We start from the raw sequence: 12,061 nt of genomic DNA, 5'->3' as shown, positions 1-12,061 counted from the left end.
GCTGGGACCTCCGGCAACAAAAGGCTTGAACGAGGGAGGTATAGCCATGAGGGGGGCCAACGAAAATCCGGCAGAATCCGACGGCTTCGTCGTTTTATCGCCGTTTTCCCAAGCGATGACGCAGCCCGTCCAGGACAGCCCGTGCCCCCGGGCCCAGCCCTCCTGCGGGCCACAGCGCGACGACCTCCACCGCCTGCGGCTCCTCCTCGCGCAGCGGCCACACGCGAAGATCCGAGGGAAACGGCTGGAGCAGGCGCATGTCCGGGGCGATGGCGCAGGCGCGGTAGGCGCGCAGCAGTTCGTAGAGGTGGAGGAAGCTCTCCACCCGCGCCACCTCTTCCACCGCCACGCCTTGCGAGGCGAAGCGCACGCTGTTCGCCCCGCCGTATGGATCATCCCTCAGCCAGTCCACGAAGGGCTGGCCCCGCAGGTCGCGCGGATGGAGCGCGCGGCGCGAGGCGGCGGTGCTCGCCAGTCCACACTCAGGCCCCGCGATGACCACGAAGGTCATCCGCAGGAGGGACTCGGACTCCACGCCCTCGTGCGGCGGCAGGGGCGTGAAGTCCAGGGCGAGGTCGAGCTGGCGCGTTTGCACCTGCCGCACGAGTTCGTGCGGTCCACCGAAGCTCACCACCAGCTTGAGGCCCTGACCTGCCGCATCGTGCGCCACGCCGCCCAGCAGCGCGCCAGAGAGGGTGGGGTTGAGGCCCAGCCGCAGCGAGGGCTCGGCGCTGGCCAGGTCCTTCAGCCGCTTCATGTCGAGCTGATGCAGCGGCGTCTGCGTGCCCGCGAAGAGGCGCTCGCCGCGCGCGGTGAGTTGCAGCCGACGACCCGGGCCTCGCTCCAGCAGCGCCTCGCCGTCCGCGAGGGCCTCCTCCAGCGCGCGGATGTGCTCGCTCACCACCGAGCGCGCCACCCCCAGGTGCTCGGCCGCCGCGTCGATGCTGCCGGCCTCCACGGCCGCGGCGAAGGACTCCAGCCAGACGAGGTGTCGCAGCAGCTTGCGCGGAGGCATGGGGACATCCTCCCCTTCCCTCGCGCCCGCGGGAAGCGGCTGCGTCAGGCCTCACTGCGGCTTGGGCGGGCCGCTGCCTCCATCCGAGGGGAAGGGCGCGGCGGGCCCGGGAGGGATGTCGGGCACGTTCTGGTCGGGCTCGCGCACGGTGTCAGGCCCTTCCAGCGGCTCCTGGTTCTGCGTGCCCGGCGGCTGGGTGGTCTTGCAGGCCAGCGGCGACACGGCCAGACACAAGGCGACGAGGAGCACGGCGCGACGCATGGAGCCTCCCGCTTCGGATGGTGAGGGACGCTAGGAAGCGAGGCGCCCCCCGGCAACGCGCCCGGCGCGCCAACGTCCACCACTGGATGCCCGCGCTCGCGACCATCCCCTCTCTCCGTCCGCCGCCCACCCGCCCGTCACGGCGACGCTGCGGAAGTCTCCGCGCCGCGTGTGCACCGTTGCCTCGAACCGGAAGCAGCACCAGGAGGCAGCCTCGCCATGCTGGACCTCGTCGATGTCGGAAAGCGCTCGCTGGAGGCGTATCGCGGCGTGGCGCCCGATGCCCAGCTCGATGAGCTGCACCGACTGGCGGGACGGCTGCGCGGAGCCCGATGCCTCCACGTCAACGCCACCCCGTATGGCGGAGGCGTCTCCGAGATTCTTCGCTCGCTCGTGCCGCTCTACAACGACCTGGGGCTGGTGGCGGATTGGAAGATCATCCGCGGCGACGAGGCGTTCTTCCAGGTCACCAAGCGCATCCACAACGGACTGCAAGGCAGCCCCGGAGAGCTGACCGAGGCGGAGAAGGCCACCTACCTGGGCAACTCGCAGATCAACGCCGGCTACTGCGACGACGACTACGACTTCATCATCATCCACGACCCGCAACCGGCCGCGCTCGCCGCGCTGTGCCCTCGCGCCAACGCGCGCTGGCTGTGGCGCTGTCACATCGACACCTCGCATCCCAATCCCTTCTTCTGGGAGTTCCTCGAGCCGTTCCTGCGCGCCTACGACGCCGCCATCTTCACGCTCGCGGACTTCATCCCGCCCCAGCTCCCCATCTCGCGGGTGTTGTTGCATCCGCCGGCCATCGACCCGCTCAGTCCGAAGAACCAGCCCCTGCCCGTCCAGCTCGCGAAGCACGTGCTGGAGTGGATTGGCGTGCGGCTCAGCCGGCCCCTCATCACGCAGGTCAGCCGCTTCGACCCGTGGAAGGATCCGCTCGGCGTCATCGCCGCGTACCGCCGCGTGCGGCCCCACGTCCCCGACCTTCAGCTCGCGCTCGCGGGCTCACTCGCCCTGGATGATCCGGAGGCCTGGGAGGTCTACGAGGAGATCCGCGCCGTCACGGCGGGAGACCCGCTCATCCATGTCCTCACCAACCTGGTCGGCGTGGGCAACATCGAGGTCAATGCCTTTCAATCCCTCTCCAACGTCGTCGTGCAGAAGTCGCTGCGCGAGGGCTTCGGGCTCGTCGTGTCCGAGGCGCTGTGGAAGGGCACGCCCGTCGTGGGCGGCCGCGCGGGCGGTATTCCCATGCAGCTCCCAGACGACATCGGTGGCGTGCTGGTGGACACCGTCGACGAGTGCGCCGAGGCCGTGCTCCGCCTCCTGCGCCAACCCGAGGAGGCCCGCGTGCTGGGCCGGCGCGGGAAAGAGCACGTGCGCGAGCACTTCCTCATGTCGCGGCTCCTCCTGGATGACTTGCGGTTGCTCGAGGACCTCGTCCAGCAGCGCCCGCTCGCGCCACGCGACATCGTCCCCACGACGCCCAGCCCGGTCACCTCCGTGGAGGCACACCCATGAGCCTCTTCCGGCACGGCGGGCGCTCCCCCCCGTCGTCGCTCCGGGGCGGCGCCCTGCTCGTGCTGGGGCTGTTGGGCCTCGTGCTCCTCGCCCCTTCCGCGCCTCGAGCACAGCCCGAGGCACGCGCGGCACCGCCCGTGGTCCGGTGTGATTGGGAGGGCGTGGTGGATACGGAGGCCGGAGCGTACCTGTCCGACTGCGTGAAGCGCGCCGAGTCCCTGAGCGCCACCGCATTGCTCGTGCGCCTGGATACGCCGGGAGGCGAGCTCGACTCGACCCGCGACATCGTGCGCGCCTTCCTGGAGTCGAACGTCCCTGTGCTCGTCTGGGTGGGGCCCGCCGGCGCGCGCGCCAGCAGCGCGGGCCTCTTCATCACGCTCGCCTCGCAGGTCGCGGGCATGGCACCAGGCACTCGGGTAGGCGCGGCGCATCCGCTCGTCGGACCCACGGGCGAGGACCCAGAACAGGTGGCCGGCACACAGCTCGCCCGAAAGTTGGAGAACGACGCCGCCGCGTTCGCCTCGGGGCTCGCGCGCGAGGGAGGTCGCAATGCGGCGTGGGCGGCCTCGGCCGTGCGCGACAGCGCCAGCCTTCCCGCCGACCGCGCCGTCGCCCAGCGCGTGGTGGAGTTCGAGTCACCCACCGTGGCCGCGTTCCTCGCGCAGGTCGACGGCCTCTCCGTGCGCGTCGCGAGTGGAGACACCGTGCGGCTGGCGACCCGGGACGCGCGCGTCATCACGCTGTCGCCCGGCCTCTCCCGACAGGTGGTCCACGTGCTCGCCCATCCCGTGGCCATCTATCTGCTGTTCCTGGTCGCGGCGCTCGGACTCGTGGCGGAACTGTCGCATCCCGGTTCCTTCGCGCCGGGCATCGCGGGCGTCGTCGCGCTCGTGCTCGCGTTGATGGCCGCGTCGGCGTTGCCCGTGCGCGCCGGTGCGTTGGCGCTGATGTTCGCGGGTTTGGGTTTGCTCGTCGCGGAGCTGTTCGTCACCAGCGGGCTGCTCGGCGCATCGGGCGCGGTGCTGCTCGCGTTGGGCGGACTGTTGCTCGTGGACCGCGTCGCGCCGGGTTGGTTCCTCGACCCGTCCTTCCGCGTGTCGTGGGCGGTGGCGATTCCCTCCGCCGTGGTGCTCGCCGCGGGCGCGGTGTTCCTCGCCTTCCGAGGCGCCCAGACGCGCCGCCTGCCCCAACGCGCGGGCGACGCGGGGCTCGTGGGCGAGCGCGGCACCACCCTGGCGCCCGTGAGCCCCGACGGCGGCGAGGTCTTCGTCCACGGCGAGCACTGGCGCGCCATCTCATCCGAGCCCCTGCGCACCGGCACCCGCGTGGTGGTGCGCGCGGTCCAGGGCTTGACTCTCACCGTCGCGGAGGCGCCGTCATGAACGAACTGGCCAGTGCCCTGGGAACCCTCATCCCCCTGGGCCTCCTCTTCCTGCTGTTCCTCTCCGGCGTGAGGATCGTCAATGAGTACCAGAACGGCGTCGTGTTCCGGCTCGGGCGCTACGTGGGCCTCAAGCGCGCGGGCTTCCGCTGGCTCATCCCGTTCATCGAGCGCATGGTCATCATCGACTTGCGCACCGTCGCGCGGGACGTGCCGCCCCAGGACGTCATCACCCGAGACAACGTGAGCGTGAAGGTCAGCGCCGTCGTCTACTTCCGCGTCATCCACGCCGAGAAGGCCGTCCTCCAGGTGGAGGACTATCTCTACGCCACGAGCCAGCTCGCGCAGACCACGCTGCGCGCCATCCTGGGACAGGTGGAGTTGGATGAGCTGCTGTCACAGCGAGACCGCGTGAACCGCGAGCTGCAGAAGGTGCTCGACGCGCACACCGACCCGTGGGGCATCAAGATCTCCAACGTGGAGGTGAAGCACATCGACCTGCCCGTGGAGATGCAGCGGGCCATTGCTCGCCAGGCCGAAGCCGAGCGCGAGCGCCGCGCGAAAATCATCGCGGCCGAGGGCGAGCATCAGGCCGCCGAGCGACTCGGGCAGGCCGCCGATGTGCTCAGCCGGAACCCCGCCTCGCTCCAACTCCGCTATCTCCAGACGCTGGTGGAGATTACCGGCGGCGGCAATCACACCATCCTGCCCATCCCGCTCGAGCTGATGAACGCGCTGGGCACCGCCGTGGAGCGCCGCGCACGCGAGGACGGCGCCGCTACTTCCGAGGCGGCTCCTCCGGCGCCTCACTGAGCATCTCCAACTGCTCCAGGCGGATGGCCCGCCGCCCGAGTCGCAAGGACGCCAGCGCGAACACCGCCAGCACCCCGAGCAGCCCCACGCCCACCGAGAAGGTCAGCACCGGCATGACCTCCGGGACGTTCACGTCCGCGCGCTTGAGCAGGTACAGCAGCGACGTGGCGACGAAGGACAACAGCGCCGCATAGGTGCAGTTCATCCCCATCGCGAGGATGCCGTGGCGCCGGTCCAGGATGGCCACCTCCTCGCGCAACAACTGACGGCGAGGGTGCCCCTCCGGCAGCGAGCGCCACTCCCGCGCCATGTCTCGGATGCGCGCCGTCATCCGCGCGATCTGGTTGTCCAACCCCGTCGCCAGGATGCCGCAACCCGACACCATCACCGCCGGCGTCACCGCCGCGCCAATCAGTCGCAGCGACGCCAGGTCCATCAGCTCGACCGCCGTGCTTCCCGCCATGTCCCCCTCTGTCCCACCCCTCCCCAGGCCCTCGCAAGCCCTCAACTCGCCACTCCACGTGGCGAGTCGCCAGTGTCATCTTGACAGTAAAACTGTCGAGTCCTAGTGTCTGAGGTGTGAGCACGCGCAAGACACAGACGGAGTGGAAGCTGGCGGAGCTGGCCGAGGCGGCGGAGGTCTCACCGCGCACGGTCCGCTACTACGTCCAGCGCGGCCTGCTCTCCGCGCCGCCCTTCCGAGGGCCGGACACGGTGTACACGGAGGAGCACCTGGTGCGGCTCAAGGCCATCCGGGTGTTGCAGGCGCGCTTCCTCCCGCTGGACGCCATCCAAGCGGAGCTGGCGCGCCTGACGCCCGAGGGGCTGCGGACGCTGGCGGAATCAGACGCGACACCGACGCCGCCGCACGTCCCCGCCTCGCTTCCGACGACGGGGGGGGCCAAGCCGCATGCGCCGCCGCGCCGGGGAGACCGGAAGGACGGGGGCATGCGTTACCAGCGCTGGGAGCTCGCGCCCGGGCTGGAGCTGCATCTGGCGGAGGGAGCGGAGCCAGGAGTTCGGGCGCTCGCGGAGCGGGTGCGCGCCTTCATCGAAGAGTCCCAGGAAAGGGAGAAGCCATGAACGAGCAGTGTGGATGCGGGCTGTTCACGCGCGACGGGGCGCAGGTTCCACTTCAGGGCGTCGAGGTGACGGGCGAGCTGCTCGGAGGCCATGCGCGCGTGCGGGTGCGCCAGCGCTACCTCAACACGGAGTCCAGGCCGGTGGAGGCCGTGTACACGTTCCCGCTGCCCTCCGAGGGCACGCTCACCGCCTTCTCCATGACGTGCGCCGGGCGCCGCGTGGAGGGCATCGTGAAGGAGCGCGAGGAGGCCTTCCGCGCCTATGACTCGGCCATCACCTCGGGGCACGGCGCGGCGCTGCTGGACGAGGAGCGCCCCAACGTCTTCACCGCGCAGGTGGGCAACCTGCTCCCCGGCGAGGAGACGGTGGTGGAGGTGGAGTTCCTCCAGGCCATCACCGCCGAAGAAGGCAGCGTGCGCTGGATGCTGCCCACGCTGGTGGCGCCGCGCTACATCCCCGGCGACACCCAGGGGCATCGCACCGCGCACGGCGTGGCGGACCCCACCACGCGCGTGCCGGACGCGGACCGCATCACGCCGCCGGTGGGCGATGCCCGCTATGGCCTGAAGATGGATCTGCTCGTCGACGTGGGCGCCGAGGTCGTGGTGGAGAGCCCCTCACACAAGCTGGCGCTCACCCGTGAGGGGACGCGCGTGCGCGTGGGCTTCTCCCAGGGCGAGGTGGCGCTGGACCGCGACTTCGTGCTGACGCTGCGCCACCCGGACGCGAGCGCGATGCTCACGCCCGTCGTCGCGCACCGCTCGGGCCCGGGCCCCGGCACGTTCGCGCTCACGGTGGTGCCGGACCTGCTGACTCTCGCCGCCGCGCCGCCGCGCCAGGAGGTGGTGTTCCTGGTGGACACCTCCGGCTCCATGGATGGCGAGAGCCTGCCCCAGGCCCAGGCCGCGCTGCGCCTGTGCCTGCGCCATCTGCGCGAAGGTGACCGCTTCAACGTCATCGCCTTCCAGAGCAGCTTCCGCGGCTTCAAGCCCGAGCCCGTGCCCTTCACCCAGCGCACGCTGGAGGAGGCGGACGCCTGGGTCGCCAGGCTGCACGCGGATGGCGGCACGGAGCTGCTCGCGCCCATGGTGGCGGCGACGAAGGCGGTGCCGGACGGCGTGGTGGTGTTGCTCACGGACGGACAGGTGGGCAACGAGGCGGAGATCCTCAACGCCGTGCTGAGCGCGCGCAAGACGGCGCGCGTGTATTCGTTTGGCATTGGCACCAACGTGAGCGACGCGCTGCTGCGCGACCTCGCGCGACAGACGGGCGGCGCGGTGGAGTTCATCCACCCGGGTGAGCGCATCGACGACAAGGTGGTGGCGCAGTTCGCCAAGGCGCTCGCGCCGCGCGTGACGGACCTGGAGGTGCAGTTCGACGGCGTGCAGGCCAACGAGCTGTCTCCCACGGACCTGCCCCCGCTCGTGGATGGCGTGCCCTGGACGCTGTTCGGCCGCTACGACGCGCCGGGCCTCGGCTCGGTGCGAATCAAGGGGCGCTCGGGCCGCGAGAGCTTCTCGCTCACCGTGCGCTTGGACCTGCCGGCCACGTCGGACCGCCCGGCGGTGGAGAAGTTGTGGGCCGCCGAGCGCATCCGCGGCTGGGAAGCGGCGGTGCTCTCGGGCCGGCGCGCGCAGGCGATGAAGGAGCGCATCGTGCAGCTCGCGCTGGCGCATCAGATTGTCACGCGCCACACCTCGTTCGTGGTGGTGGAGGAGCGCGTGGGGGAGCGCCGCTCCACCTCGCAGCCCGAGACGCGCGTCGTCCCGGTGCACGCCCCGGCGGGCTGGGCCATGTTCGGCGCGAAGAAGGACGAGGCCGCCGACGGAGGCCCCGGCATGGCGATTGGCGGCGGAGGAAGCATGCGCAGCCGAGGCCCCTTCTCCGGTGGACCGCCTCCGGGCGCGGCGATGCCCGCGGCGCCAAGCCCGGCGCGCATCACGGGCAGCTTCTCCGCGGTGCCGCCGCCCCCGAGCGCACCCGCGCCCATGATGGACGCGATGGAGATGGAGAGCGCCGCGCCCATGCGCGAGCAGTTCGAGGAGGCCCGCAAGGCGCCCAAGCTGCTCTCCAAGAAGAAGGGTGGACCGCCGCCCGGAGCACTCGCGCAGGACAAGGCCGCCTGGCCCGCGCCAATGGAAGCGGCCTCGGACGATGACGACGCCCTCTCCGAGCCGATGGAGTCGCTGGCGCGGGGCGAGGGCGCGAGCCTGGAGGACGGAGTGGTCGCGCTGCTCGGGCGGCAGCTCGCCAATGGCCTGTGGGCCGGAACGGGCAGCGGCGCGGAGCCGGTGCGTCAGGCGCGCGCCACCGCGCGGGTGCTCCTGGAGCTGCTGCGCCAGGGCGTCACCAGCGGACACCCGCTGCATGGCGCGCAGGTGAAGAAGGCGGTGGACGCGCTGCTCGCGCTCGTCGCCCAGCTGAGCGGCGAGCCGCAGGTGGCGGAACTCGCGCTGGGCGTCGCGTGGCTGGTGGCCGCGGGGCCGCGCACGCGAGGCCGCATCGAGCAGGCCGCCAGGCCGCTCAGCGGCCTCTCCGGCCGGATGGGCAACGAGGTGGCCCTGCGCGAGCACGTGGACGCGCTCTCCACGCGGTAGACCGTGTCCGCCAAGAGGGGACGGGCCTCGCGGTATTGCCTTGAGTGGAGCGGCGCGAGGCGAGCTGGCGCACGAGCAGCGGGAGCGACGTGCTCCCCTGCTGTCCCCGCCAGCTCGCCTCGGAGTCCTCGCCCCCCTCGCTGACGGCCGGCACGAGGGCCGCGTGCACGGTTCATCGCATCTTGAGCACCACTCGGAAGCGGGCATGGTTGCTCATCATCCGGTCGAAGGCCTCCCCCGCGCGCTCCAGGGGAAACACCTCGTTCATCGAGCGCACCCCCGTGAGCGCGCTGAAGGCCATGGTGTCCTGCGAGTCCTGGGGAATGCCGCTGGGCCACCCCTGGATGCGCTGGCGCTTCGCGATGAGCTGCAGGCTCGTGACGGGAATGGGCTCGGCGCCCGCGCCCAGCAAGAGCAGGACGCCATCGCGCCCCAGGCCGCCAATCAGGTCCGCCGCCAGACGGCTGCTCGACGCGGTCATCATGATGACGCGCGCGCCGCCCAGGGCCTGGAGTGCCTGGGCCACGTCGCCCTTCTCCGTGTCGATGTAGTCATGGGCGCCCAGCTCCAGCGCGAGCTTCCGCTTGTCCTCCCCTCGCGAGATGGCCACGGTGCGGTAGCCCAGCTTGCGCGCGAACTGGATGGCCAGATGCCCCAGGCCCCCAATGCCTTGCACCGCCACCAGCGAGCCCGGCTTCGCGCCCATGTTCCGCAAGGAGTTGAAGGTCGTCACGCCCGCGCACAAGAGCGGCGCGGCGTCCTCGGGCTTCATGCCGTCCGGGACGCGGGCCAGGGCCTCCTGGGGCGCGAGCATGTACTCGGCGTAGCCGCCGTCGTAGCTGATGCCGCAGACTTGCTGGAAGTCACAGGTGACGAAGTCGCCCACGCGGCACGCGGGGCACTGGCCGCAGTGGCCGCCGTGCCAACCCACGCCCACGTGCTGGCCCACCTTCCACGCCGTCACTCCGGGCCCCACCTTGTCGATGTGGCCCACCACTTCATGGCCGGGCACCCGTGGGTACTTCACGGGCATCCACCCTTCCTTGGTGATGGCGTCGCTGTGACAGACGCCACACGCGTCCACGGCGATGAGCACCTGCCCGGGGCCAGGCTCGGGGACGTCCCGCTCCACGACCTCGAGCGGGCCCTTCGCCTGCTTCACCTGCACCGCCTTCATCTTCCTGGCCATCGCGCCTTCCCCCGTGGGTGTGAAGAACGCGGATGAATATGGGCAGCCCCTGACGTGAAGACGACAGCCTCTCTGGGGTCATGGAGGCGGCCATGCGGGCGGCCGCCCCCATGTCACCGGTGCTCCGTCACATGGACCGGAGCCACGGGGCACGCGGGCTCAGGGACGGTGCTGCGACAGCATCCAGTTGAACACCTTGGGGTCCTTGTAGACGTTGTCCCAGATGCTGTGGCCGCCCACGTCGTAGAGCGTGAAGAGCACCGGGGGCGAAGCAGGCTGGCCGTTCGCATCCACGGCCGTCTGTCCATCCACCCACTCCCACGTGCCCGTGGCCGGACGGAAGAACGCGGTCTGCGTGCGGTTCGGGTACGTGTACGAGTCCATGACGGTGCCCGTGCCGCCCATGGCCAGCCCCAGCTGGGTGAACCAGTCGCGCGTGCCCGAGTAGGAGAGCGGATCATTCCGGGCGTGCGAACCCCAGACAGCGACCTGCGCGCTCACCATGACCTGGGCATGCACCGCCGAGGACCCGAAGCCGCCATTGCAGATGGGGACGATGGCCGCCAGCTTCGACGCGAAATACGCCGCATAGGAGAACGTGCCCGCGCCGCCCATGCTGAGGCCCGTCAAATACACCCGCTTCGGGTCCACCTTGTACGTCGAGATGATCCGCTCGATGAACGGGTTCAGGTCCTGCTGGGCCTCGTAGTCATTCCAGAGGTTGCCATCCACCGTCTGAGGAGACACGAGGATGAACGGATAATCCTTCCCCTCCTTGTCGATGTAGGACTGAGGCCCGAGGTTCCGGACGTTGTGCAGCTCGGTGGTGCCGTTGCCGCGCTCCCCCGCGCCGTGCAGGAAGAACACGATGGGCCAGTTCGAGGCCGACGCGTAGCCCGGCGGCAGATACACGACGTGGCCGTAGTTCCCCACCCCCGCCGTGCTCGACTTGTAGATTTCCTGAGTGGTGCCGCGCCCGTTGGGCGAAGGGTCCACGCGAACCTTCGTGCGCGCGGTCGCCGCGGCGCCCTGGTCATCCGTCACGCGCAGCTCGAACTCGTAGAGCCCGACCACCAACCCGAGCGCGGAGGCGGACAGCGAGGTCGCCCCGGTGAGCGTCGCGGTGTTCGGCCCGGAGACCTGGGTCCACTGCTGCGAAACGATGGTGCCGTCGCTGTCGCTCGCGGTGCCCGTCAATGACGCGGACGACGCGGGCGCCACCAGCACCTGGTCCGCTCCAGCCAAGGCCGTCGGCGGCAGGTTGGTGGGCGCGCCCCCCGCCGGGGTGCCGTAGACGACAATCTCGTTCGAGGCCCCGTACATGCTGCGCGCGAAGTGCAGGTAACGCGTGCGCTGCCCCACGGGCACCAGCGTCCACGTCTCCCACTGGTTGGTGGTGATGGCCGGCAGGTCGGTCCAGGCCCCCGGAGAACCCGTTCCGAAGGTGATGGTGCCGGTGTCATACGTGTCGAACACGCCCACCTGGCTGATGTCGTAGAGCTGGCCCAGGTCGATGACGAAACCCATGGGGTACTGCGACTCGTTGTAGACGACGTTGCCCCACGTGGTGGCGGGCTTGAAGGTCGAGCCCACGCGGGGGTCGCCAATCAACGCCTGCTCATCGAAGAGGTTCTGGTAGGCCCCCAGCGTCGGGCGGACGCCATCGGGCTGGACCATCGACGAGGTGATGACGACCTGCTGCCCCAAGAGGGCCGAGCTGCTCGACGCGAGTCGCTGCGCCTCGGGCGCCACATCGGGAGTCCCGCAGCCCGCCAACATCAGGGCCAGCGCGGCGAAACCATGCTTCCGCGTTACAGGAAACTGCCATCGAATCACAGAGCCTCCTCATGCAAGGGATGAGGAGACAGACATAAATAGACTCATTCGAGAAAATCAAGACTACATAGTATTTCCAACATTTACTCTTCAAATGAGAAATATCTCAGACATGGGCCGAACCACCGCGCGAGACAAGGCTTGGACCACAATCCCAACAACCCAAAACGTTTTGAGACAATTGGATTCAGCGGAGCGCTTCGCCTTTCGCGTCCTGCGCCCAGCCATTGGGCATAACGTGGACGATTAGCGCATCACGAGGGGGACGGTGGGCGAGTCGGGCTCCAGGTGGGCGCCCAGCCCATCCGCGAGGCTGGGCGGAGCGTCCACCGGCACGTTCGCCTGCGCGCAGGCCGCCT

General features: G+C 70.2%; 10 protein-coding genes. 5 read left to right on the top strand and 5 right to left on the bottom strand.

Annotation, left to right across the window (positions count from 1 at the left end):
* Nucleotides 1-94: 94 nt before the first annotated feature.
* The gene (locus KRR26_RS24785; protein WP_120204491.1) at nucleotides 95-1,015 is read right to left on the bottom strand and encodes a LysR family transcriptional regulator; all 921 of its coding nucleotides are present in this window, start codon (nucleotides 1,013-1,015) and stop codon (nucleotides 95-97) included.
* Nucleotides 1,016-1,066: 51 nt separating this feature from the next.
* A complete protein-coding gene (locus KRR26_RS24780; RefSeq protein WP_120204489.1) occupies nucleotides 1,067-1,276 on the bottom strand; it encodes a hypothetical protein in 210 nt (69 codons plus the stop codon).
* A 219-nt stretch (nucleotides 1,277-1,495) separates the two neighbouring features.
* Here KRR26_RS24780 and KRR26_RS24775 point away from each other — a divergent pair, with 219 nt between their 5' ends.
* From KRR26_RS24775 to KRR26_RS24765, 3 genes are read left to right on the top strand one after another with little or no spacing between them, the layout of a single operon-like run.
* The gene (locus tag KRR26_RS24775; protein WP_217081026.1) at nucleotides 1,496-2,803 is read left to right on the top strand and encodes a glycosyltransferase; all 1,308 of its coding nucleotides are present in this window, start codon (nucleotides 1,496-1,498) and stop codon (nucleotides 2,801-2,803) included.
* A complete protein-coding gene (locus KRR26_RS24770; RefSeq protein WP_217081025.1) occupies nucleotides 2,800-4,185 on the top strand; it encodes an NfeD family protein in 1,386 nt (461 codons plus the stop codon). Before KRR26_RS24775 ends, KRR26_RS24770 begins: the two co-directional genes overlap by 4 nt.
* Nucleotides 4,182-4,997, top strand: coding sequence for a slipin family protein (locus KRR26_RS24765; protein ID WP_120204483.1), 816 nt, complete (start codon nucleotides 4,182-4,184; stop codon nucleotides 4,995-4,997). The genes KRR26_RS24770 and KRR26_RS24765 overlap by 4 nt, the downstream gene beginning before the upstream one ends.
* On the opposite strand, the gene KRR26_RS24760 is transcribed toward KRR26_RS24765, so the two are convergent.
* On the bottom strand, nucleotides 4,963-5,460 hold the full coding sequence (locus KRR26_RS24760) for a DUF2721 domain-containing protein (RefSeq protein WP_120204482.1): 498 nt from the start codon (nucleotides 5,458-5,460) through the stop codon (nucleotides 4,963-4,965). The genes KRR26_RS24765 and KRR26_RS24760 overlap by 35 nt on opposite strands.
* A 116-nt stretch (nucleotides 5,461-5,576) precedes the next feature.
* Between KRR26_RS24760 and KRR26_RS24755 the strand changes: the two genes are divergently transcribed.
* Together KRR26_RS24755 and KRR26_RS24750 are read left to right on the top strand one after the other, a co-directional pair.
* Nucleotides 5,577-6,080, top strand: a complete 504-nt coding sequence (locus tag KRR26_RS24755) for a MerR family transcriptional regulator (protein ID WP_120204480.1) — start codon at nucleotides 5,577-5,579, stop codon at nucleotides 6,078-6,080.
* Entirely contained in the window at nucleotides 6,077-8,677 is a 2,601-nt protein-coding gene (locus KRR26_RS24750; protein ID WP_217081024.1) for a VIT domain-containing protein, read from the top strand. The genes KRR26_RS24755 and KRR26_RS24750 overlap by 4 nt, the downstream gene beginning before the upstream one ends.
* A gap of 172 nt (nucleotides 8,678-8,849) precedes the next feature.
* Here the strand turns inward: KRR26_RS24750 and KRR26_RS24745 are convergent, their stop codons facing one another.
* Together KRR26_RS24745 and KRR26_RS24740 are read right to left on the bottom strand one after the other, a co-directional pair.
* The gene (locus KRR26_RS24745; RefSeq protein ID WP_217081023.1) at nucleotides 8,850-9,866 is read right to left on the bottom strand and encodes an alcohol dehydrogenase; all 1,017 of its coding nucleotides are present in this window, start codon (nucleotides 9,864-9,866) and stop codon (nucleotides 8,850-8,852) included.
* Nucleotides 9,867-10,025: 159 nt separating this feature from the next.
* On the bottom strand, nucleotides 10,026-11,702 hold the full coding sequence (locus KRR26_RS24740; protein ID WP_328707212.1) for a carboxylesterase family protein: 1,677 nt from the start codon (nucleotides 11,700-11,702) through the stop codon (nucleotides 10,026-10,028).
* Nucleotides 11,703-12,061 lie beyond the last annotated feature (359 nt).

Origin of the sequence: Citreicoccus inhibens, assembly GCF_019039035.1 — a bacterium.
Classification (GTDB): domain Bacteria; phylum Myxococcota; class Myxococcia; order Myxococcales; family Myxococcaceae; genus Citreicoccus; species Citreicoccus inhibens.
This window is presented reverse-complemented; position numbering and strand designations above follow the sequence as displayed.